This is a genomic window from Halovenus amylolytica, from assembly GCA_004015825.1.
Classification (GTDB): Archaea; Halobacteriota; Halobacteria; order Halobacteriales; family Haloarculaceae; genus Halovenus; species Halovenus amylolytica.
The window spans coordinates 64,555-86,157 of sequence record SAYS01000015.1 but is presented as its reverse complement, the minus strand read 5'-3'; the positions used below and the strand labels follow the sequence as shown (position 1 = coordinate 86,157).

Here is a 21,603-nt window from a genome sequence, read left to right as displayed (position 1 = left end):
TCAGTTCATCGACGCCAGTTTCGCGATGTAGACGAGACTCAGGAGGTGGTCGTCGACGTCCAGATCGTTTGGATCGTTCGCAGCCTGTTCGTCGAGACCGAGCATGTAATCTTTCAGCTCGGATTCGCAGTTTTCCGTGATCCAGCCGACCGATTCGTAGTACGCGATGGCCTCACGAGCGCCCTGGTGGCCGGCGTGCAAGAGGAGAAACTCCAACCACTCGAAGATGAGATGCTCGCCGCTGTTTTCTTCGGGCAGTGTTTCGAGATACGGTTTCTCGGCGTCACCGCCCGCTTCGAGTGGGAGCAGTTCGCGGTAGAGTCCGGCACGGAACGAATCCGGACTGCCGGTACTCGTGCTCTCCCCGCGCATCGAGTCGAGGCCGAGATCCGGTTCCTCACTCTCCCCGCCGTTCTGTTTGCCATCCCGCTCCCGCGCCATCTTGCGGAGTTCGTCGAGGTCGTAATCGCTCGGATTCATACTCATAACTAGCCTTATATTCCAACTACTATCTCTTAAATGTTGGCGTCGTACCAGACAGGCATCTGACGGCCGTATACGGCCGATATCGGTGCTACGTCGGTGTCTCTTTTTGTTCGTGATAATGGGAGACGCATTTTTATTACGGCTGGCTCCCTCACTCCGGGTACGTGGCGATGATACGCGATGATTCCGGCCCGACAAAGGTCTGTGTGACGAACGCGAAAGGCGGGACTGGCAAGACGACCATCGCGATCAACATCGCAGGAGCGCTCAACGAGCGCGGCGAAGACGTCCTCTTCGTCGATGTCGACCCCCAGGGGAACGCGACCGAAGGACTGGGGATGCTCGACGCCTACGACGCGGCCCCGCCATCGTTTTTCGACGTACTGACCGACAGCGACCGGCGTTCGGTCATCAACGACCTGATCGTCGAACACGATGAGATGGACGTCCTCCCGTCGAATCTGGATCTGCTCCACGCCGAACAGGAGCTGACGATCGCCCACCTGATGGCGAAACTCAAAGAGCGAAGCGACCAGTCGGCGGGACTGGAGGCGCTGTCCTCGCTCGCGATCAACGTCTCGCCCGAGAACGTTTCGGGTGGGCACGCGCTCGATATGCTCGACAAGGCGTTCGACGCGCTCGACCACGAGTACGATTACATAATCGTCGACTCGCCGCCGTTCTACGGGCGACTCACAGAGTCGAGTATCTTCGCGGCCCAGAACATCATCGTGCCGGCGCTGACGGAGGCCAGTTCCGAGCGCGCCATCGAGTTGCTGATCGATCAGACCGCAGCGCTCGAAGACCTCTTAGATATTCGGGTGAATACGGTCGGCGCGGTCGCTAATCGCGTCGAACAGACCAACGAGGACCAGACGATGATCGAGTGGTTGAACGAGGTCTTCGCCGGCCAGCCAGTCTGGGAGGTTCGCAAACGAGTTGCACTCCAGCGGGCGTTCTCGGCCGGAAAATCGATCTTTGCATACGAGCAGTCGGTCGACATGGAGGCAGTCTTCCTGGAGATCGCGGACGAACTCGATCGAGCGTTCGAGCACACCGAGGTGAAAGCATGACTGATGATGAGCGAATGGATCGCGCGACGCGAATCCGTGAGATGCGTGAGGGGAGTCGGGACGGCGGTGACGAGGAGTCATCGTCTGAGACAACCGAGGAGAACCGCACCGACGGCGGCGATCCGGAGAAACAGACGATGGAGGACATCGTCGAGGCTGCCGACGACGAGCGCGGCGACTCGGACGCCGGAGGTGATGACGACGGAGGAGTCTCAGATACCGAAAGCACGGCCACGGAGGACGACAAACCATCGGAGGATACTGTCGACACAGCCACTCGCGAGGAGAACGAGCCCCAGCCGACGGAGACGGGGGCTGGCGCACAAGAGATGACACCAACCATGGGAGAGAGTGAACCGACCACGGCCGAGACCGGGAGTACAGCGGACACAGACGACCGGGCGGCGAGTGCGGACGACCGGGCGGCGAGTGCGGACGACCGGGCGGCGAGTGCAGACGACAGGACGGCGAATACGGATACAGGTGCAGCGGACGAAGGAGGGGTCTCGGCACCACTCCCGGAGATGGACGAACTCGAACAGGCGCTGGATGGATCAGCAACGGCTGATCCGGAGACTGTCGCTACGGGGATGGCCGACTCCGGCGGCGGGGGCGCTGCGACGGCTGCACAGATGGGGGCCGAGGCCGGTCCAGCCGACGCGGGGATGGAGACAGCCGACACAGTTGGTGCGTCTGCAACCGACGAAGCAGAGACGACCGAAGAGGAAGAGACACGCGTGCTAGAGTTCACGCTGGACGACGAACACTACTGTCTGGATATCCAGTATATCGAGGAGATCGTCAAACACGAGAACATCACGCGCGTGCCGAACACGCCGGGCCACGTCGAGGGTGTCGTCGATCTGCGCGGGCAGATTACGACGATTCTCAACCCGAAGGTCACCATCGGGAAAGAAAACGACGAGGCTGGCGAGTTGATCGTCGTCTTCGACGCCGAGGCCTTCGAAGATCAGGGCTACATCGGCTGGGTCGTCGACGACGTCCGCCAGGTCTCGCCGATCGTCGAGAGCGAGGTCAACGATCCGCCGATGGCCGAGGATTACATCAACGGCGTCATCGACCGCGAGGACGATGACGAGTTCGTCATCTGGACGAGCCCGGATCTCGCCTTCGAAGACGAAGACTGAGATTGCGTAGCTGGTTTTGTAGCCTGTTTTTGATCCGAAGGACCGGCTTCTGTGAATCGTGAGAACAGCAAGAAAGCCCCCGCCCGCTTGACCGCCCGGGCCTCGATGCGCGCGCTCCCTACGGTCGCGTGCTTTCTTCGTCCGGGGCGGATCAAGCGGACGGCCCCTTTCAGTCCCACCCGTATCGGCTGGCTGACCAAGCTACGCGGGTGGGACTGAAAGGGGCGAGGCGCTGGACGAAGGCGGACCCATCAAGCACCGACTGGAGCGCAGATGGGTCCCCCGAGTTCAGCGCCTCGGGGCTTTCTTGCTGTTCGCAGTGCCTGTCACAATCCATCCGACTCCACCCACAACTCAGTGTCAGCGAGGGCGGCAAACACTACCCGGATCAATCGTCTTTTATCGCTACAGGGTGCGAAAAGAGATAATGGCAGACGCTTCCCAGGGTCGGACGAACGTGCCACGCAGTTTCGAGTTCGACCACCAGCCGACGACCGACCAATCCTTCGAGAATGCCCTCGAAAAGGCACGACAGGGGACGCGTCTCACGATCGACGACGGCATCGAACTCCTCACGACCGGTACCGACCGCCCGGGAATCGATGTCGAACGGAAAGAACGGGTGCTCGAGGCGGCCGACCGGCGACGGGCCGAGATGGTCGGTGAAGAGGTGACCTTCGTCGCGAATCTCAACAACAACGTCACGACGGCCTGCAACACCGGCTGTCTGTTCTGTAATTTCAAGGACCGCTCCGAACAGTTCCTCGAAGCAAACGACGAAGAGCACGGCGGCTTCACGAAGACACCGGAAGAGTCCCGCGAGATCGTCGAGCAGGCACTCGACACCGGAATCTACGAGGTGACCTCCGTCAGCGGCCTGCACCCGGCGCTCGCACTCGACGACGAACACCGGGAACTGCTCGAAGCCGACGAGAGTAGGGATCTCAACTACAAATCACCGGAGAAGTACGAGATCGATCCCGGCAGCTACCGCGAGCAGATCGAGGCGATGAGCGTCGGCGGCGTCCACGTCCACTCGATGACACCCGAGGAGGCCTACCACGCACAGCGTGGCGCGCCGTGGGGATACGAGGAGGTGTACAGCCGCCTGCAGGATGCCGGACTGGACAGCGTTCCCGGCACTGCCGCGGAGATTCTCGTCGACGAAGTTCGTGAGGTTATCTGTCCGGCCAAAATATCGAGTGGGGAGTGGCTCGAAGCGATGGAGGCCGCCGCCAGCGTTGGGCTCGATACGACGGCGACGATCATGTACGGCCACGTCGAAAACGAGGCCCACCGCATCGAACACCTCGACAAGATCCGCCAGTTGCAGGACCGGGCCGGCGCGATCACCGAGTTCGTCCCGCTTTCGTTCGTCCACGCGAACACGCCACTGTACGAGCGCGGGATGATCGACGGCGGCGCGACGACCGACGAGGACGAGCTGATGATCGCCCTCTCGCGGCTCTATCTCGACAACATCGATCACGTCCAGTCCTCGTGGGTGAAATACGGCGACGAGCAGGGACTGAAGATGCTCTCCTGTGGCGCGGACGATTTCATGGGGACAATCCTCTCCGAAGAGATTACCAAACGAGCCGGTGGCTCCTTCGGCGAGCAGCGCTCCTTCGCGGAGTACGTCGAGATGATAAGCGCCATCGGACGGGTGCCCGTCGAGCGCTCGACTGATTACAGGCAACGCCGCCGCGTCGACCCGTCCGACCCACCCTTTGGTCCCGAACTCGGGCCGCGGGCTGATGGGACGCCGCTCGTCGAGCGCTGATCGACTCTTTTTTATCCCTCGTAGGCTCGCCAGAGATACAGCGACGCGTACGACCGGTAGGGTGCCCACTCGCTCGCCCGGTCGCGCATCTCCCCGCGGGTCATCTCCCGGTCACAGACGATCTCCATCCCTCGGCGAACGCCGAGATCCTCCACCGGAAACACGTCGGGGCGTCCCAGCGCGAACAGAAGAAACATCTTCGCGGTCCAGGGGCCGACACCGCGGATCTCGGTCAGTTCCGAGACGACTGCCTCGTCGTCCATCGCCACGAAGTACGCCCGGTCGTAGCCGTGGTCCTGGTAGGCACGAGCGACGTGTTTGACGTACTCCGTCTTGGCTTCCGAGAGGCCGACATCTCGAAGTGCTGTCTCGTCGGCGGCCAGCATCGCCTCCGGGGTGATCTCGAACGCGTCGAACAGTCGCTGCTGGATCGCCGCGGCCGCATCGATCGAGACCTGCTGGCGGAGCAGCGAGACGACCAGTCGCTCGAAGGTATCTTCGACGGGGTCGAGATCGAGCGGACCGAACTCCTCGACGTACGGCGCGAGTGCCGGATCAGTGCCGAGTGTCTGGGCTACCTGTTGACTCATTACCGGATCCAAGGCCGGAAGCTGCTTGACTCTCACTGTCGACAGATCAGCAGCCACTTACTCCCCCAACGCGGAGATTGGGCATGCGCATTGCCGACAGCGAAGTCGTCGAGGGGGGCCGCGAGCGGCTGACGCTCGTCCCCGAAAGTCTCGACGATCTCTGGCATCTCTCCCACGCGATCGAGCCGGGCGACACCGTCTCCGGCGATACGACCCGGCGGATCCAGCGCAACGACGAACAGTTACGCGACACCGGCGGGGAACGGGAACACATCTGGGTGGCCATCGACGTCGAGGACGTGGAGTTCGCCCGCTTTGCGAACCGCCTGCGGATCGGCGGCACCATCGTCGACTGCTCGCGGGAGGACCAGCTGGGCCACCACCACACGCTGAACGTCGAGGAACACACCGAACTCGACGTGACCAAACGCTGGAAACCCGACCAGCGCGACCGGATCGAAGAAGCCGTCGAGGCGACCGACAACCCGGATGTCGCCATCGCCACCGTCGAGGAAGGACAGGCCTACGTCCACACCGTCGCCCAGTACGGCACCGAAGAGCGGGCGACGATCACCGCACCGACGGGCAAAGGCGAGTACGCCCGCCCGCGCTCCGAGTTGTTCGCCGAACTCGCCGAGATTCTCGCCAGACAGGACGTCGACGCGATCATCCTGGCTGGTCCGGGGTTCACCAAACAGGACGCACTCGAATACATCCAGGAGAACCACCAGGAGTTGACCGACCGGATCACCACCGTCGACACGTCGAGTGTCGGCGACCGCGGCGTCCACGAGGTACTCAAACGCGGCGCAGTCGAGGACGTCCAGAAGGAGACCCGCATCGCCGAGGAGTCGGATCGTATCGACGAACTGATGGAACGGATCGCCGAGGGTGCGAAAGTCGCCTACGGCCCCGAACAGGTCGCACAGGCCGCCGACTACGGCGCGATCGAGGAGTTACTCGTCCTCGACGAACAGCTCCGCGAGGAGCGAAGTGGTGACGGCGAGTGGGGGATCGACGTGAACTCGGTCATCGAGACGACCGAACAGAAAGGCGGCGAGGTCACGGTCTTCTCCAGCGAGTTCGACCCCGGCCGACAGCTCGCGAACATCGGTGGCATCGCGGCCCTGCTTCGTTACCGGCTGGAATAGTGTCGGATTCAGTATATATGACAACTCCCGAAACGATTTTTTATCATGACCGCCTCTTCTAACCAGTGAGCGAGTGCAGGAGAGATAATGTCGTCTAACGAACAGTCTGGGAGCGAGAACACTCGCGAGCGGACAGTGAAGACTGCTGGCCACATTGTCAAATACAGCCGGGAGATCTACCATCTCGAATCCGTCGAGGAGGTCGCGAACATGACCCTGGAGGCTGCGCCACGGTTTATCAATGGCCACCCGTCACCGACGGTCGTCGAGATCCGGCGTGTCGACAACCTACGTGTACTCGAAAGTATGTCGACGGAGCTGGCCGCCGGTGACGATCCGGGACCGCTCGCCAGGGAGGCCTACGAGACCGACACAGTCACGATCTGCGCCGGCGACGGGACGGAGATCGGCTACGAGAGCGAGGATGTCTCGGTTGTCGACTCGGCGGCGTACGACCTGGCCGACCGCGGTGGGGTGACGATCGCCGCACCGACAGTCTACACCGACGAAGTCGGTGATTCGGGGGCGATCTTGCTGTTACACTGGGGGTCGCTCGACCGTATCGAGGAGTACCACGTCCGCCCGGCGGATTATCTGGCCGAACACGTCGCGACGGCGATCGTCAACATCCGTTCGCGGGAGCGACTCGAACGCGCCCGGAACGATCTGGCCAAACGGAAGGAGATGGTGGAGGTGTACGACCGGCTGTTGCGCCACGATCTGGGTAACGATCTGCAGGTGATCACCGGCTTTTCGGATGCGGTCGTCTCGATAGCCGACGACGACTCCCAGTCGGCGGAGTACGCCGAGAAGATCTACCGGACGGCACGGAGTGCCGCGGAGTTGATCGACAACGTCGGTGGGACGGTCAAGATGCTTCAAAAAGAGGAAGGAGAGCCCTCGGTCCGCGAACTCGAACCGATTCTCACCGGCGTCGTCCAGGATGTCGAGACGAAATTCGAGGAGCTGACAGTCGAGTACGATCCCGAAGCCTTCGAGTACGAGGCCTACGCCGGCGACTTGCTCGATTCGGTCTTTACCAACATTCTCTCGAACGCTACGGTCCACAACGAACTTCCGGTAACGGTCCGCCTCTACGCCGAAGAGCCCACAGCCGAGACGGTCGTCGTCGGCATGGCTGACAACGGCAAAGGTGTCGCAGACGAGGTCCGGGACGAAATCTTCGAGATGGGCCAGAAAGGACCGGACAGCGAGGGGACGGGCTTCGGGCTCGGGCTCGCCCGGACGCTCGTCGAATCCTACGGCGGGAGTGTCGCACTCCGGGACAGCGAGTACGGCGGTGCGGATTTCAGGATCGCGCTCGAACGGGCCTGATAGCGGCATCGGAGGCGGTTCAGTTACTCGTCTCAGGAGTGTGATAGATTGACACGAACCTGAAACATTGATACGCGTACCATCTGATAACAGAAACAGCACTGGAATGACCGAACACGGACGTGAAAACCAGCGACTCTGGAACGAGTGGAGTGATGATTTCCAGGCGTTGTGGAACGCGAACACTGTAGACGGAGACTCCCCGCCAGCCCCCTCGCCGTTCGGCCCGGATGCTCCAGGTGGGCCACAGCCCGAAATCCTCGCCTCGGTAGCGGGAAAGGAGTACGTCGAACTAGGGTGTGGCGGCGGCCAAGCAACTGTCGGGACTGCTGATCTGGGAGCCGAAACCGTCGTCGGCGTCGACCTCTCGGGCGAACAACTGCAGCACGCACGGCAGTTGCGAGATTTCTACGGCGTCGAAGCACAGTTTCTCAAAGGAAATGTCACAAACCTGCCACTTCCCGGCGATAGCTTCGACGTGGCTTCCTCCGAGGCAGTGTACCAGATGATCAAACATCTCGACGAAGCGTTCCGTGAAGTGCGCCGTGTCCTGCGGGACAGCGGCGTCTTCGTACTCAGCGTGCCACACCCGGTACACGAGATACTCGATCTAGAAGAGCAAACCTTCGAAGGAAGCTACTACGACACCGGTCGGCGAGAGATCACGATCGACGACGACTACGAATCAAATCTGGTCGTCTTCGATCATACGGTTGCGGACCTCCACAACGCTCTCGTCGACGCTGGATTTACTGTCCAGCGACTGCTCGAACCACGGCATCACAGGACGGAAAACAGCGATGCAGCCGATAGTGATCTCCCCGAACTGTTGTGGAAGGTGCCGGGAAGCGTCCGGTTCTGGGCAGTCGCAGATTGACATCCTCCCCGCGGTGAACAGCGGGGCTTTCTCCTTGATTCTCCGTAACAGGCGCCATCAAGAGAGACTGATCGTCAGTCCGTCCTCCGCGAACCGAACGTCGCCGTCGTAGGAATCGGCGATCGAGTCGAGCATCTCCTCGTGTCGACCCTCGGTGTGGGGATAGAGATGCGTCAGGTAGACCCGACCGACCTCGGCATCGGCGTCAGCGAGTGCCTGCCCGAGACTCCTCGGCGTCGGATGGTTCGAGACGTCGACGTCGTCGGGAAACGAGCAGTCGTGGGCCAGCACTGCCGCGCCGTCGGCGAACTCGATCAACTCCTCGAAGGCCTCGCTGTCGGCGCTGAAGACGAAGGGTGGCTCGGCGTCGCCGGTCTCGAAGCGGTAGGCCAGACAGTACATGGAGTGACGTGTCTCCATCGCATTGACCTCGAACCCCGCAATCTCGAAGGGGCAATCCGCTGGGTCGAGTTCGTGGATCGTCAGCTCAAGGCGGTCTTGCATGGGTTCGTGGATATCGAGCAACCGGCTCACGAGGTCGTCGGTTCCCTCTGGACCCACGATCGTGAGTGACTCCTCGCCGGCCAGCCATCGCGCCTGCAGCAGTGGGAGTATATCCGAGACGTGATCGAGGTGGTGGTGGGTGAGCAACAGTGTGTCGACACCCTCGTAGCCCACGTTTGTTCTGGCCAGCCCGTGTAACGCGCCGCTGCCACAGTCGACGAGCAGATTCTGGTCGTCCGATTCGAGCAAGAGACCGGTCTGGAACCGCTCGCCGGTCGGCATCGCCGATCCAGTTCCGAGGAACGTGATCTGCATACGTCGAATATCGGCTGCCGGAGTGAAAACTTCCCATCCCGAAGCATCAGGGGTCCATCGCTGCGGCGAGACCACCGACGACGAACCCGAGAATGAGGGCAGCCAGAAACACCGCTGCCCACCCCGCCGGCCCCAGATCGAAGCCGAGCAGGCCCTCGAATCCGCCCCCTGCAGAGCGGTCCCCGCGAAGGAGCTGTTCGGCGAGAATTAGCCCCACAGAGCCGACGATCGCGTAGTAGACGTACCGCCGGAACTGGGCGACCGCGGAGAGATCGATCTCGGTGTTTTCCGTTCCGAACTCGTAGTCCGCGCCCGGTGGGCCGTCAGTGCCGAAAAACAGCTGCCAGGCAATGCGGCCCAGCTCCGTTTTGCGTGCGCCACGCGAGAAGCCCGCCAGCAGGACGAGTCCGGCCGTCGCGAGGGTGCCGTTTTCCCACCACAGCTCGGGTGCGTTCGCCGGATCTTTCAGCAAGACGAGGAGACAGGCCGCGATGGCAGCCACCGGCACGGAGAGCAGAAACCACAGCGAGATCAATCCGCCGGTCAGGCCACCGGGATCGAGCAGTATCTCCGCTGCGATGACGACCACGCCCGCACCGAAGATGCCGCCGAGGCGCCGTCTGATTGTGGACAGCTCTCTGCTGGATTGCCATCGCTGTAGGACCGGGCCAGCTTCCGACTGGACCTGCTCGCGCCTGTTCACGTTGCACCTTTTCGAGCGGACCGTGGTAATTGCTTCTCTCTATCTCTCGCCGAGAGAACCCCAGGGGTGAGACGAACGTACGGCTACCCTCGGCCGCCGGCCGGCAGGAAACTCTGGACAGTCGCGGCGATGATGGCGGTCGCGAGTTCCGGCCCGACCGCGGAGGCGCTAAACCAGAGTGTCATCGCGAGTAACTCCGCCACAGCGAGAAGCGTGAGCATCCGATACCGACCCGAGCCCTGATCCGCACTCTCACTCATTACAGCCCCAGAGGTGCCCACTGTGTATGAACGTACTTCGGATGTGAGATCAGACTGCGCGTGCGCAAAACACTACGACGACTCCTCGATCATCCAGGAATTCTCACGACGACTCTTCGAACATCCCCGTGGTCATGTACCGCTCGCCGGAATCCCAGTAGACAGTGACGACGAGTGGCTCTTCGACCTGCCCGCGGAGCCGCCGCGCGACCCGCTTCGCCGCGACGTTCGAACCCCCTGAGGACTGGCCGACGAAGATGCCCTCCTCCTGTACGAGCCGGCGACACTCCCGCTCGGCGGTGTCGATGTCGACGGTCTCGATCCCGTCGAGCAGGCTCTGGTCGAGGTTCTCGCTGATGAAGCCGGGTCCCATCCCCTGGAAGTCGTCCTCGCCCGGTTCGTCGCCCGAGAGCACGGCGTTCTCCTCGGGTTCGACGGCGATAATCTCGATGTCGGGGAACTCCTCACGGAGGTGGCGGCCGATCCCCGATATCGTCCCACCGGTTCCGACACCGGCGACGAGCGCATCGGGCTCGCGGCCGTCGAGCTGGTCGATAATCTCCGGACCGGTCGTCTGGTAGTGTGCCTCCGGATTCGCGGGGTTTTCGAACTGGTACATCTGGACGTACCCCTCCCGGTCGGTGAGTTCGTCCGCTCGCTCGCGGGCGTCGGTGATCGACCCCTCGACGAGTTCGAGATCGGCTCCGTAGGCGCGCATGATCTGGCGGCGTTCTTTGGACTGCGAGGCCGGCATCACGAGTACCACGTCGTATCCCTTCGCGGCCCCGACCATCGCCAGTCCGATCCCAGTGTTCCCACTCGTCGGTTCGACGATCGTATTGCCGGCTTCGAGATCCCCCTCCGCTTCGGCCTCTTCGACCATCGACAACGCCGGGCGATCCTTCGCCGATCCGCCGGGGTTGAACGACTCGACTTTCGCCGCGATCGTCGTCCCGTCGGGACTGTCGACGGCGACCAGCGGCGAGCCGATCGTTTCGAGAATATTCTCGTGCACTGCCAGTCCCTACGATATGGCGTTTTAAACCCGCGCCGGCAGCGGCAGCCTGTGCCCCAAACTCCGAGATTGACTCGTGATGGTATTTTAGGGCAGGGATACAGCTCTAGACTGGAAGTACGAACAGCAAGAAAGGGGCGTTCACGGCGCTTTAATGATCAAGATAATTTTTGCAAATAGGGGCTGAGGAATTTGTCGATCCAGGATTTAGCGAATCCAAGTCTCTTCGTGAATTTCTCGAAGAGGCGGCGAGCGAGAGTCCGAAAGGACTTCTCGCTCGCTACAATGATCGGTGAGGCGGCGCGTTTGAGCGTTTTCCAGACCTGCTCAATTGGATTGAGATGCGGTGATCCAACCGGAAGAAACACCAGGTCGATGCCAAGTTGATGTGCTCGCTTGCGCGTGTATTCACACACGTGCGACGAGAAATTATCCAAGACGAGCAGAATCCGCTTGCCGGGATTCTGCTCGCGGACCTGTTCGAACAGTGCACAGATGTTTTCTTTCGATTGGTCTTCAGGAAACGTGAGGACGCTTTCACCGTTGAGTGTATAGCAGCCGACCGCTGGTTCGTCAACCGTCACCAGCGGTCGCTGCAGTGTCGGATCGTCAACGTACCACAGTCGGTGAGAGTTGTCGAATGGTTGCGGGTGAGACGCATCACAGAAGCCGACGACAGTGCCGCCATCTGTGCAAATATCGTCATCAACGATCCAGCCTTTACTCTCGTCATCAGCACGTTTGTTCTGGGGTGTGTCAGCCTCCTCGTCGAACGCGTCGTCGACGCGTTCTTCGAGGATCCCGTCTGGATCTTCTGGCCGAGATGGGCGTTCTGGACGAGGTTTCGCGTACGACAAGCCGAGGTTCCGAAGGAACCGGTGAAGATAATCAGGATGATACTGAACGTCAAACTCTTCATCTAACAACTGCAGGATTTCCTGGGCTTTCCAGGGCTGATCTTCACGCAACATTTCAAGGAGTTGTTCCTGTTGCTCTTCGCCGAGCTTCGGGGGCCTGCCGGCCCCGAAGTTCGGCGTGAGCAGCCCTAGCCCGCCTTCGTTCCACCGACGCGCCCAGCGACTTCCTGTCGAAGCAGACTTGCCAACATCATCGGCTGCGTCTTCCAAGTTTGCTCCTTTGTAGAGACGCTTGATAAAAGTGAGTCGCTTCGTAACCTTTGGATCGTCTGCTTCATCCAGCAGACGATCCAACTCCCCTTCATCCAGATGTCGGACAATCTCGATCCGGCGATCTCCACTCATTACCTCACAGTCTCAGGCCATGCCCATAACTTCCGTCACTCATTACGCGCCGTAAGCTCCCAAGAGCTTTGCTCTCCCGGTGAGGCGCTGAACGAAGGCGGACGAAGTAAGCACCGAAACGACCGAAGGGAGTGAGGAGCGCAACGAGTGTCACGCGAACGATAGTGAGCGTGACCTCGATAGACGAGCGAAGCGAGTCTATCGGTGCCCCCGAGTTCAGCGCCTCGGGGCTTTCTTGCTGTTCACACGGTCGCAGCACCAGGGTTGTCTCGTGGGGCTTTCTTGCTGTTCAAAACAGTCCTCTCACATTCACTGCCACCTATACCGTTCTTTCCGTCCCCACCAATCCATCCGTCCGATCATATAAGTCAGGTCGCGCCAAATAGCAGGCAATGTCACTGGAAACACTCGAACCGAACCCTGTGTGGGTCGCAGACGCATACACGGACACCATCGAAACACTCGACATCTACAGCGATCAGGTCGTCTACCGGATCTGGGGCGGTGACTGGTGCAAGGATTGCCGGGCACAGTTGCCCGATTTCGGGGCCGCACTGGATGCCGCGAACATCCCAGACGATCGGATCCACGAGTACGCACTCGACGAGAACAAGGAAGGGCCGGGCGTCGAGGAGTACGGCATCGAGAAGATCCCGACCGTTATCGTCGAAGACGACGACGGCGAGGAGATCGCTCGCTTCGTCGAAGAGGAGTCGATGCCGATCGCGCTGTATCTCGCCGAAAAGCTCCGCGACGAACTCGACGACTAGAGCATCCGTTTCGCCCACCGCAGCGCGCGCGGGATCTCGTTTCGCGGCGGCGAACAGGTTCGTGACCGGCAGGCGTAGACCGTCGGATTCTCGTTTTTCTGCCCGCGGTCGGCCCAGATCCCCGGCGCTTCGTCGAGTCCGAGCACGTCGAGCCACTCGTCGAGTCGATCCTCGTCGGCGGGCCGCCAGGCGATCACGCGCGGATCGAGATACCACTCCGCGAGTTCGCCGTACCACTCACGCGATGGATCGTCGGCGACCAGCGCCAGTTCGAGAACGCCCTCGGTGACGGTGTCGGCCGCGAGCGTCAGCGACGCGTGCTGGAGCGGGTTCGCGCGAATACGACCGCCGTGGGTCTCGATGACTGCCTCGGCGATATCTGCGAAGTCGTCGGTATCGGTGAAATGGGCGAGTTTGTCCAGCAGTTCCGCGGCGACGCCCAGACTCGACGGCGTGGACTGGTCGGTCAACTCCTGTGGCCGGGCGATCAGTGCTTCGCCGTCTTTCGGGGTGAAATACAGTGTTTCCTTCTCGCTGTCCCAGAAATCCCGTTCGATCGCCCGACCGATATCGAGCGCGAAGGCGAGGTGTTCGACGTCGCCGGTCGCCTGGAAACAGTCGAGTGCGCCCCGACCGAGGAAGGCGTAGTCTTCGAGATAGCCGTCGATTTTGGTGACACCGTCCTTGTACCGGCGGGTGAGCGACTGCTCGTCGTCGTCCCAGAGTTCGTCCTCGATGAATTCGAGTGCATCCACTGCGGGCTCGGCATACTCCTCGTCGAGAACGATCGCAGCCTCGGCGAACGTCGAGATGGTCAGCCCGTTCCAGCTCGCGAGGATCTTCTCGTCGCGGGGTGGTCGCGGGCGCTTTTCGCGTGCCTCGCGAACCTGTGCCAGTGCCCGATCGAGTGTGTCCTCGACCTCCTCGGCCGCCACATCGCGTTCCGCCGCGATCTCCTCGATTCCCCTCGCACGCGTGAGAACGGTTTTCCCCTCGAAGTTACCCCGGCTGGTGACACCGAACCGTTCACAGAAGATCTCCGCGTCGTCCTCGTCGTCGACAGCATCGTGGACTGCATCCGGCGTCCAGAGATAGAACGCCCCCTCCTCACGCTCGCCGGAGTCGTCCTCACTCTGGGCGTCGAGCGTGCTGAAGAAACCACCCTCCGCGTGGGTCATCTCGTGTTCGATAAATTCGAGGGTCTCCCGGGCCGCCGTGGCGTACCGTTCCTCGTCGGTGACCTGGTAGCCGGCGAGATACGCCCGCGGCAGTTCGGCGTTGTCGTACAGCATCTTCTCGAAGTGCGGGACTGTCCACGTCCGGTCGGTCGCGTAGCGGTGGAAGCCGCCGCCGACGTGGTCGTACATCCCGCCATTTGCCATCGCGTCCAGCGTTTCCGTGGCGACGTCGCGGTAGACCTCGCGGTCGGAACGCTCGTAGGCCCGCAGGAGGAGGTGGATCCGGCCGGTGTGGGGGAACTTCGGCCCCGACCCCCAGCCGCCGTGTTCGCGATCAGCACCACGGACGGCCGCCTGGGCAGCAGAGTCGAGAAGATTGTCCTCGGGCGCCTGGGGCTCCTCGGGCACCGATTCGAGTTCGCTCGTGGCCATCTCGGTCCACTTCTGGGCGCGCTCGTCGATCTGTTCGCGCTGGTCGGGGTCCGACCAGGCACCGCTGATCTGTTCGAGGAGATCCAGAAAGCCGGGCATGCCGCGTTTCTCCTCTTTCGGGAAGTAGGTCCCGACCTGGAACGGTTTCTGGTCGGGGGTGAGCCAGACCGAGAGTGGCCAGCCACCGCGGCCGCTGACGCGCTGACAGACCGTCTGGTAGATGCTGTCGACGTCGGGGCGTTCCTCGCGGTCGACCTTGATCGGGACGAAGTTCTCGTTGAGCATCTCGGCGACGGCCTCGTCCTCGAAGCTCTCCGATGCCATGACGTGACACCAGTGACAGGCGGCGTAGCCGACCGAGAGAAAGATCGGTACGTCCCGTTCTCTGGCGGCTTCGAGCGCCTGTTCGTCCCAGGGCTGCCAGTTGACCGGGTTGTCGGCGTGATCCTGCAGATAGGGGCTCTCCTCCTCGTCGAGGCGGTTGCGATCCGCTGGGGAACTCATATCACGTGGTTGTATCTCGCCGCAGGTAAAGCCGTCTGATCGCACAGACGACCAGTACTGCTCCGGCCGAACAAATCAGTTCCATCGATGGAACTATTATGATCGGATCTGAGACAGCGGATATGGGGTCTGGTCGGTCAGAAGATATCTACGCCGAAACCCTCGCGGTCTTCGACCAGCACGGACGGTACGAACCGCTCACCACGCCGGAGGTGACCGATACACTCGACGTGAAACGCCGGACGGTGTACAAACGCCTCCGGAAGCTCGTCGACCGTGGCGAACTCGAAACCAAAGAAGCAGGCTCGAACGCCCGTGTCTGGTGGCGACCGCCGGAGGCAGCTACCGCGGGAGATAGACCGGAAACACAGAGCGTGGATCGAGGCGGGACAGCACGGACAGACGACAGATCAGTCGGGCAGTCGGATGCAAGCTATCACAAAATATTCGAAGCGATGCCCGACGGGGTCCTCCTCCACGACTCAGCAGATGGGACGATCATCGATGCCAACGATACGTTCTGTGAGATGCTCGGATACAGCCGTGAGGAGCTACTCGCACTGAATTTTGAAGCAATTCACACAGATGTCCCACCGTACACGCTGGAACAGGGCAAACAGTACATCGAGCAGGCAGCCTCCGAGGGTCCACAGACCTTCGAGTGGCTCGACGAGACCAAAGAGGGGGAGCAGATCCCGGTCGAGGTCCACCTCAGACAGGCAACTATCGACGGTGATGACTGCATTCTCGGCGTGGTCCGGGACATCTCCGAGCGCAAAGAACAGGAACAGGAAGTACAGGAGACAGCCCAGCAGCTCCAGGGGATACTCGATACCGTCGAGGCAGCGATTTTCCTGAAAGACACCGACGGGCAGTACCTGCTCATGAATCAGAACTGGCGTGAAATGGTCGGTATCGAAACAGACGAGCCGGTAGCTGGGTTGACCGATCAGGATCTCTTTCCGGCGGAGATAGCCACGAAGAAGCGCGCTGACGATCAGCGTGTCTTCGAGAGAAATGAGACGATCGAAATCGAAGAGGAGATTCCAACGCCGGACGGGAGCAAGACGGTACTGACACGGAAAACACCGATTTTCGACGACGACAGCGAGCCATACGCGGTCTGTGCCGTCGCGACCGATATCACCGAGCGCAAGGACCGGGAACTGGAACTCCGTGCGTCCCGACGGTTCAACGAGGAACTGGTCGAGAACGCCCCCTTCGGCATGTTCAGACTCGACGAACGGCTCCAGATCACCTACGAAAACCCACGGGCTCAGGAGATCATCGGCCTCCCCGAAGAGATGGAACGCTCGGCTGCGATCGGTGTCGACATCCGGGAGCTCCCATCGATCCAGGAGACGGGGAAATCGGAGATGTTCACCCGCCTCAAAGACGGTGAGACGGTCGAGTTCGAGTTCCCCTTCGAATCGATCTACGGCAAGGAAGCCTACTTTTCCGGGCGTGGCGTCCCGCTGTACCGCAACGGCGAGTTCGACGGTGCCGTGTTGATGGCCAACGATATCTCCGATCGGCGACAGCGCGAACGAGAACTGGAACGCCAGCGCGAGCAACTCGCTGCACTCAACGAACTGAACGACGTCGTTCGCGGGATCACAGACGCGGTCATCGATCAGTCGACCCGCAGTGAGATCGAAGGAGTGGTGTGTGACCAGCTCGCGGCGTCGGATTCGTACCGGTTCGCCTGGATCAGTTCGGTCGGTCTGGATATGCAGTTGAAACCGCGGACGAGAGCGGGTATCGACGCCTCTCTCGACGAGATCCCGCTGTCGGCCGATCCAGCTGATCCGACCGGGCAGGGACCGATCGGGAACGCAGTCCGGAGCCAGGAGGTCCACGTCAGACAGCACCTGCTCGACGGCACGGAGGGGGCAGACCGCGAGTATCTGTTCCGCTCGGCTGCAGCGATCCCGATCGTCCACCAGGAGATCCTCTACGGCGTACTCGCGATCTACTCGAAGCGATCCGACGCCTTCGCCGAGGAGGAACGCGAGGTCGTCGGCCAGCTCGGTGAGGTCGTCGGCCACGCGATCGCCGCTGTCAACCGCAAACGGGCACTGATGAGCAACGAGGTGACCGAACTCGAGATCCGGATTCCACAGCTACTGGAGTCACCGGACCAGCCAGCCATCGCCGAGGGGCCCGTCACGATCGAACGGACGGTGCCACTGGGTGACGACGAGTATCTCGTCTACGGGACGACGAATAGATCGACCATGGCGGAGATCCGGGCGGCAGCCGAGCAGCACTCGGATGTGAAAGCTGTCCGGACGATCGACGAAGGCGACGACTGCGTACGGTTCGAACAGCATCTCTCGAATCCGCCGGTCAGCTCGACAATCGCGGATTACGGGGGGTATTTCGAATCCGGCCGGATCGAAGACGGGGAGTTCACCACAGCCATCCATCTCCCACCTGGAACGGATATCCGGCAGGTCGTCAGCGATATCCAGAAGCGGTATCCAGACGCCGAATCGGTCAGCCACAAACAGGTGACACGCGACGAACAGGGACCGGGCCAGCTACAGAGTCTCCTCACCGAGAAGCTGACCGACCGCCAGCGGGCAGCCCTCGAAGCCGGCTACTACGGGGGCTTTTTCGAATGGCCACGCGACAGATCCGGGGAAGACGTCGCGGCGTCTCTCGGTATCGGGGCCTCGACCTTCCACCAGCACGTCCGAAAGGCCGAAAAGAAACTGCTGGATGCTCTATTTACCGAAACCGGCGAGTCACATATTTTGGGCAGCTAGATTATAGGCCTATAGACAGGTTTTGATAGTATGAGTAGCGACAGAGAGCTGCTATCCTCGGACGGCGGTGCGCATCCGTCGTCGGTAGTTGCGGACCCACGCCAGCGCCAAATCCTCTCTCTTCTGCGGGATGCGTCCGGGCCGGTCGGGATCGATGAGCTTGCCAGACGACTCGCGGCAACCGAAGACGAGACGACCGAACGCCGCCTCCAGATCGATCTGTACCACCGCTGTCTCCCGAAGCTGGAAGAGATCGGATGGATCGAGCGGGATAGCTCGAAGGGTGTGACCGTCGGCTCGCTTCCCTTCGGACACGGGACGAGTCCCCTTCCCGCACTGGAAGAACTCGACGATCAGTCCTGGCGGGCGATCGGGGCACTCCTGCGGTGTCCGCGACGGCGGGCGCTACTGTCGACGATCGTCGAAAAGCACCACCAGCTCACCGTCGACGAGCTCACGGCAGAGCTAGAAAAATCGAGCCACACGATGTGGAGAGAGTACGATGAGACGACGATCCACGTTCTGTTGCATCATGTAGACCTGCCGAGGCTGGCAGATGTGGGGCTGATCGAGTACGACACAGACGAGAAGTGGCTCACCCGGACCCGGCAGCTGATGACGCTGGCGGAGCAGATCGATTTCGACAGACGACTTGTCGGACAGTAACTCCTGACCGGAAACACAGGAAATTAACACCCAGCGGTCCGTCAACCCGAGCATGCCGAACAAGACGGTGCTCATCACGGGCTGTTCGTCGGGGATCGGCCGGGCGAGTGCACGAGCGTTTCTCGACGAAGAATGGGAAGTCTACGCGACCGCGCGCGACGAGGAAGATATCGCAGATCTCGCAGCCTCGGGCTGTCGGACCGAGGAACTGGACGTGACCAGCGCGGAGGATATCGACCACGTCGTCGACAGAATCCGCGAGGAAACCGAACGGCTCGACTGTCTGGTCAACAACGCCGGTTTCGCACAGTACGGCCCGCTCGAAGACGTCCCGATTTCACGACTTCGGAAGCAGTTCGACGTGAACGTCTACGGTCCACACAGACTCGCTAGTGCCGTATTGCCGATGATGCGCGCACAGGAAGACGGCACGATCATCAACATCTCCAGCGTCCAGGGGATGCTGTCGGCACCGGGTGCGGGCCCCTACGCCGGCTCGAAGTTCGCACTGGAGGCGATGAGTGATGCACTGCGGGCCGAAGTACAGGATCTCGGCATCGACGTTGTCGTCGTCCAGCCGGGCCCGGTCGAGACGGAGTTTACCGACCGAGCCGAGGAGGAGGTCTCGGAACTGGAGCGGACCCGCGAGTACGCCTGGGTGTACGATGCCGTCGAGGACGCGACGATAGCCTCGGGTTCGATGCCCTTCGCGATCACACCCGAACAGGTCGCGACGGTCGTCCACGACGCAGCCTCGCTGTCCGATCCGAACACACGCTACCCCGTCGGGGGGTTCGCGAAGTTCTCTGTCTACTCTCGATTCCTGCCCGACAGAGTGCGTGACGGGATCTTCGGGATCGTCCGCAGACTGTTCTGACCAGCAGTGACACGGCGACCTGTGGGGCAGCCCGTTACAGCTATAGCGTATCGTAACGTACCGGAATGTAACGATCAAGACAGTTACGACTCGAATACCGGAGAGTGACGAAGAGATCCTCGCGGGGTTCGAGGACGATCTCGGTGCAGATCGGTCAGAGGTGCTCCGGCGTCTCATCCGAGAAGGGTTAGCACAGTGGCGCAAAGAGCGGGCACTCGAAGCACTCGAAGCGCACAGCGTAACACTTCGAAAAGCAGCGGAAATTGCAGACGTGTCCTACGTGGAAATGCTCACGCTCGCCGCCGAAGCAGGAGTCGATATCGGATACACGACCGACGACCTCGAACGTGATCTGGAGCGTATCTGATGGCAGTCGTCGATTCATCCGCGCTGATTCCGCTATCGTGGGTCGGTCGACTCGATCTGATCGACGCGGTCTGGGACGAGAGACGGACAACGGAAGCGGTCCGGGAAGAGGTCCTCACCGAGGGCAAGCCCGGAACTGCAGCGCTCAAGACGTTTCTCGAAGATGTCCAGATCGACGGGACACCCCCGAGAAGCGAAGCGGTAGCGGAACTGGAAGGGGTCGGAGTGACAGACGCCTCGGTGGTTTTGCTCGCCGACGAGACCGAAACAGTGCTGCTCGCAAACGACAAGGCACTCGTCGAGGTCGCCCGAACACACGGTGTCGAGTGCTGGTGGGGTACGACCGTATTACTGAAATGCACCAAGGACGGGATCGTCTCGCCAGAGGAAGCAAAGACAGTACTGTACGACCTCGTCGACGAGGGAATGAACCGCCACCCGAAGGTGTACACACAGGTCCAGAAGAAACTCGACGAACTCGGAGCGTGACAGAACGGCCGTCAGTCGGCGAGACACGCAGCCACGACGCGAAGCAGTCGTTCACCGCGTACCTCCTCGGCGAACAGCGGGACGCGGCGAACCTGGTGACCACGGAAGATATCCTGCGAACGAGCGAGTGCCTGTTGCTGGACGTCCCAGCGGCGGGCACAGAACTCGCAGTCGGTGTGATTCGGCGAGACGAACAGCTCGGGGTCGACGTCGACGATCTCGGTCGGGTTCTGCATGACGCGGTTGACGACGACCGTGCCGACGGGAATGCCGAACGCGTCGAGGCGGTCGAGCAGTCGCTCGGATTCGAGGACGCTCAACTCCTCGGGGACCATCACGACCCGGAAATCGGTCCGCGCTGGATCGCGAAGTAGCTCCCGGAGTCGCTCGATGCGGTCGGAGAACTCCCGGAGGCTGTCGATACCCTCTTCCTGCTCTTTTTCGTCGCCGAACATCCCGCCGAGCCCCTCCATCATCCCGCCCATGCGTTCCTTGAGCGTGAGCATCTTGCCGATCATCGAATCGAGCATCTCGGGCAGTTCGAGCAGGCGGAGCGTGTGGCCGGTCGGCGCGGTGTCGACGACGACGCGGTCGAACCGTGGATCGTCGAGATATTCCAGCAGGAGTCGGATCGCGGCCGCCTCGTCGGAGCCGGGCATCGAGCCACCGAGCGGATTGGTGTCGCCGCCGAGCATGCCCGCCAGCGGGTTGGCGTCGCCGCCGAACGGTCCATCCTCGAAGGCCTCGTCGGGGTCGATCTCCGCAGCGAAAAGGGGGATCTCCTCGCGGATCTGTGCCGGCTCGTCCAGAATCTCGGTTTCGAGCGTATCGGAAAGCGAGTGAGCCGGGTCGGTCGAGACGACGAGTGTCGCCGTGCCGTCGCGGGCGCTCGCAAGCGCCGTCGCTGCGGCCATCGTCGTCTTGCCGACACCGCCTTTCCCGCCGTAGAGGACGTACTCGGCGGCGTCGATCCCAGTCGGGACGATCTCGTCGTCGACTGCGACCTCGTCGACCGGTTCGACATCGATATCCATACTCGGCGGTAGCA

Annotated in this window: 21 protein-coding genes; 12 read left to right on the top strand and 9 right to left on the bottom strand. The window is 61.6% G+C overall.

Annotated features, from left to right (window positions below; genetic code table 11):
* Complete coding sequence (locus tag EOW68_RS12450) at nt 1-486, bottom strand: FlaD/FlaE family flagellar protein (RefSeq protein WP_128225492.1); 486 nt, start codon at nt 484-486, stop codon at nt 1-3.
* A 170-nt stretch (nt 487-656) separates the two neighbouring features.
* Here EOW68_RS12450 and EOW68_RS12445 point away from each other — a divergent pair, with 170 nt between their 5' ends.
* The 3 genes from EOW68_RS12445 to cofH all read left to right on the top strand — a co-directional run bounded on the left by EOW68_RS12445 (nt 657) and on the right by cofH (nt 4,490).
* The gene (locus EOW68_RS12445) at nt 657-1,559 is read left to right on the top strand and encodes a ParA family protein (protein WP_431358913.1); all 903 of its coding nucleotides are present in this window, start codon (nt 657-659) and stop codon (nt 1,557-1,559) included.
* On the top strand, nt 1,556-2,707 hold the full coding sequence (locus EOW68_RS12440; protein WP_128225491.1) for a chemotaxis protein CheW: 1,152 nt from the start codon (nt 1,556-1,558) through the stop codon (nt 2,705-2,707). Before EOW68_RS12445 ends, EOW68_RS12440 begins: the two co-directional genes overlap by 4 nt.
* A 427-nt stretch (nt 2,708-3,134) precedes the next feature.
* The gene (gene cofH / locus EOW68_RS12435; RefSeq protein WP_128225490.1) at nt 3,135-4,490 is read left to right on the top strand and encodes a 7,8-didemethyl-8-hydroxy-5-deazariboflavin synthase subunit CofH; all 1,356 of its coding nucleotides are present in this window, start codon (nt 3,135-3,137) and stop codon (nt 4,488-4,490) included.
* An 11-nt stretch (nt 4,491-4,501) separates the two neighbouring features.
* Here cofH and EOW68_RS12430 read toward each other — a convergent pair whose 3' ends face one another.
* On the bottom strand, nt 4,502-5,080 hold the full coding sequence (locus tag EOW68_RS12430) for a DNA-3-methyladenine glycosylase family protein (RefSeq protein WP_128225489.1): 579 nt from the start codon (nt 5,078-5,080) through the stop codon (nt 4,502-4,504).
* Between the two features lie 83 nt (nt 5,081-5,163).
* On the opposite strand from EOW68_RS12430, the gene EOW68_RS12425 reads away from it, so the two are divergent.
* The 3 genes from EOW68_RS12425 to EOW68_RS12415 all read left to right on the top strand — a co-directional run bounded on the left by EOW68_RS12425 (nt 5,164) and on the right by EOW68_RS12415 (nt 8,443).
* Nucleotides 5,164-6,231 (top strand): mRNA surveillance protein pelota, encoded by a 1,068-nt coding sequence (locus tag EOW68_RS12425; RefSeq protein ID WP_128225488.1) that lies wholly within the window; start codon nt 5,164-5,166, stop codon nt 6,229-6,231.
* A gap of 87 nt (nt 6,232-6,318) precedes the next feature.
* Complete coding sequence (locus EOW68_RS12420; protein ID WP_431358912.1) at nt 6,319-7,566, top strand: sensor histidine kinase; 1,248 nt, start codon at nt 6,319-6,321, stop codon at nt 7,564-7,566.
* Between the two features lie 106 nt (nt 7,567-7,672).
* The gene (locus tag EOW68_RS12415) at nt 7,673-8,443 is read left to right on the top strand and encodes a class I SAM-dependent methyltransferase (RefSeq protein WP_128225487.1); all 771 of its coding nucleotides are present in this window, start codon (nt 7,673-7,675) and stop codon (nt 8,441-8,443) included.
* A 57-nt stretch (nt 8,444-8,500) separates the two neighbouring features.
* Here EOW68_RS12415 and EOW68_RS12410 read toward each other — a convergent pair whose 3' ends face one another.
* From EOW68_RS12410 to EOW68_RS12395, 5 genes are all read right to left on the bottom strand, one after another.
* Entirely contained in the window at nt 8,501-9,262 is a 762-nt protein-coding gene (locus EOW68_RS12410) for an MBL fold metallo-hydrolase (protein WP_128225486.1), read from the bottom strand.
* A 46-nt stretch (nt 9,263-9,308) separates the two neighbouring features.
* Nucleotides 9,309-9,965, bottom strand: coding sequence for a hypothetical protein (locus tag EOW68_RS12405; RefSeq protein WP_128225485.1), 657 nt, complete (start codon nt 9,963-9,965; stop codon nt 9,309-9,311).
* Between the two features lie 83 nt (nt 9,966-10,048).
* On the bottom strand, nt 10,049-10,225 hold the full coding sequence (locus EOW68_RS18760; protein ID WP_431358911.1) for a hypothetical protein: 177 nt from the start codon (nt 10,223-10,225) through the stop codon (nt 10,049-10,051).
* A gap of 103 nt (nt 10,226-10,328) precedes the next feature.
* On the bottom strand, nt 10,329-11,240 hold the full coding sequence (locus tag EOW68_RS12400; protein ID WP_128225484.1) for a PLP-dependent cysteine synthase family protein: 912 nt from the start codon (nt 11,238-11,240) through the stop codon (nt 10,329-10,331).
* A 158-nt stretch (nt 11,241-11,398) separates the two neighbouring features.
* Nucleotides 11,399-12,502 carry an IS630 family transposase gene (locus EOW68_RS12395; protein WP_128225483.1) on the bottom strand — a complete coding sequence of 368 codons (1,104 nt, stop codon included), beginning with the start codon at nt 12,500-12,502 and terminating at the stop codon, nt 11,399-11,401.
* Nucleotides 12,503-12,894: 392 nt separating this feature from the next.
* On the opposite strand from EOW68_RS12395, the gene EOW68_RS12390 reads away from it, so the two are divergent.
* A complete protein-coding gene (locus EOW68_RS12390) occupies nt 12,895-13,272 on the top strand; it encodes a TlpA family protein disulfide reductase (protein ID WP_128225482.1) in 378 nt (125 codons plus the stop codon).
* Here EOW68_RS12390 and EOW68_RS12385 read toward each other — a convergent pair.
* Nucleotides 13,269-15,386: a thioredoxin domain-containing protein gene (locus tag EOW68_RS12385; protein WP_128225481.1), complete on the bottom strand. Its 2,118-nt coding sequence runs from the start codon at nt 15,384-15,386 to the stop codon at nt 13,269-13,271. The two genes, EOW68_RS12390 and EOW68_RS12385, sit on opposite strands and share 4 nt — an antisense overlap.
* 98 nt (nt 15,387-15,484) lie before the next feature.
* On the opposite strand from EOW68_RS12385, the gene EOW68_RS12380 reads away from it, so the two are divergent.
* The 5 genes from EOW68_RS12380 to EOW68_RS12360 all read left to right on the top strand — a co-directional run bounded on the left by EOW68_RS12380 (nt 15,485) and on the right by EOW68_RS12360 (nt 20,555).
* Nucleotides 15,485-18,157: a PAS domain S-box protein gene (locus EOW68_RS12380; protein WP_128225480.1), complete on the top strand. Its 2,673-nt coding sequence runs from the start codon at nt 15,485-15,487 to the stop codon at nt 18,155-18,157.
* Nucleotides 18,158-18,187: 30 nt separating this feature from the next.
* Nucleotides 18,188-18,823, top strand: coding sequence for a DUF7344 domain-containing protein (locus EOW68_RS12375; protein ID WP_128225479.1), 636 nt, complete (start codon nt 18,188-18,190; stop codon nt 18,821-18,823).
* 52 nt (nt 18,824-18,875) lie between these two features.
* Nucleotides 18,876-19,700, top strand: a complete 825-nt coding sequence (locus EOW68_RS12370; protein WP_128225478.1) for an SDR family oxidoreductase — start codon at nt 18,876-18,878, stop codon at nt 19,698-19,700.
* Nucleotides 19,701-19,860: 160 nt separating this feature from the next.
* A complete protein-coding gene (locus tag EOW68_RS12365) occupies nt 19,861-20,067 on the top strand; it encodes a UPF0175 family protein (RefSeq protein ID WP_431358910.1) in 207 nt (68 codons plus the stop codon).
* Entirely contained in the window at nt 20,067-20,555 is a 489-nt protein-coding gene (locus tag EOW68_RS12360) for a PIN domain-containing protein (RefSeq protein ID WP_128225476.1), read from the top strand. Before EOW68_RS12365 ends, EOW68_RS12360 begins: the two co-directional genes overlap by 1 nt.
* A gap of 11 nt (nt 20,556-20,566) precedes the next feature.
* On the opposite strand, the gene EOW68_RS12355 is transcribed toward EOW68_RS12360, so the two are convergent.
* On the bottom strand, nt 20,567-21,589 hold the full coding sequence (locus EOW68_RS12355) for an ArsA family ATPase (RefSeq protein WP_128225475.1): 1,023 nt from the start codon (nt 21,587-21,589) through the stop codon (nt 20,567-20,569).
* Nucleotides 21,590-21,603: the final 14 nt, after the last annotated feature.

Bases quoted from the DNA above. Each gene is read 5' to 3' on its own strand.
- EOW68_RS12450 (WP_128225492.1), bottom strand. From the start codon at position 486: ATGAGTATGAATCCGAGCGATTACGACCTCGACGAACTCCGCAAGATG.
- EOW68_RS12445 (WP_431358913.1), top strand. From the start codon at position 657: ATGATACGCGATGATTCCGGCCCGACAAAGGTCTGTGTGACGAACGCG.
- EOW68_RS12440 (WP_128225491.1), top strand. From the start codon at position 1,556: ATGACTGATGATGAGCGAATGGATCGCGCGACGCGAATCCGTGAGATG.
- cofH (WP_128225490.1), top strand. From the start codon at position 3,135: ATGGCAGACGCTTCCCAGGGTCGGACGAACGTGCCACGCAGTTTCGAG.
- EOW68_RS12430 (WP_128225489.1), bottom strand. From the start codon at position 5,080: ATGAGTCAACAGGTAGCCCAGACACTCGGCACTGATCCGGCACTCGCG.
- EOW68_RS12425 (WP_128225488.1), top strand. From the start codon at position 5,164: ATGCGCATTGCCGACAGCGAAGTCGTCGAGGGGGGCCGCGAGCGGCTG.
- EOW68_RS12420 (WP_431358912.1), top strand. From the start codon at position 6,319: ATGTCGTCTAACGAACAGTCTGGGAGCGAGAACACTCGCGAGCGGACA.
- EOW68_RS12415 (WP_128225487.1), top strand. From the start codon at position 7,673: ATGACCGAACACGGACGTGAAAACCAGCGACTCTGGAACGAGTGGAGT.
- EOW68_RS12410 (WP_128225486.1), bottom strand. From the start codon at position 9,262: ATGCAGATCACGTTCCTCGGAACTGGATCGGCGATGCCGACCGGCGAG.
- EOW68_RS18760 (WP_431358911.1), bottom strand. From the start codon at position 10,225: ATGAGTGAGAGTGCGGATCAGGGCTCGGGTCGGTATCGGATGCTCACG.
- EOW68_RS12395 (WP_128225483.1), bottom strand. From the start codon at position 12,502: ATGAGTGGAGATCGCCGGATCGAGATTGTCCGACATCTGGATGAAGGG.
- EOW68_RS12390 (WP_128225482.1), top strand. From the start codon at position 12,895: ATGTCACTGGAAACACTCGAACCGAACCCTGTGTGGGTCGCAGACGCA.
- EOW68_RS12385 (WP_128225481.1), bottom strand. From the start codon at position 15,386: ATGAGTTCCCCAGCGGATCGCAACCGCCTCGACGAGGAGGAGAGCCCC.
- EOW68_RS12380 (WP_128225480.1), top strand. From the start codon at position 15,485: ATGATCGGATCTGAGACAGCGGATATGGGGTCTGGTCGGTCAGAAGAT.
- EOW68_RS12375 (WP_128225479.1), top strand. From the start codon at position 18,188: ATGAGTAGCGACAGAGAGCTGCTATCCTCGGACGGCGGTGCGCATCCG.
- EOW68_RS12370 (WP_128225478.1), top strand. From the start codon at position 18,876: ATGCCGAACAAGACGGTGCTCATCACGGGCTGTTCGTCGGGGATCGGC.
- EOW68_RS12360 (WP_128225476.1), top strand. From the start codon at position 20,067: ATGGCAGTCGTCGATTCATCCGCGCTGATTCCGCTATCGTGGGTCGGT.
- EOW68_RS12355 (WP_128225475.1), bottom strand. From the start codon at position 21,589: ATGGATATCGATGTCGAACCGGTCGACGAGGTCGCAGTCGACGACGAG.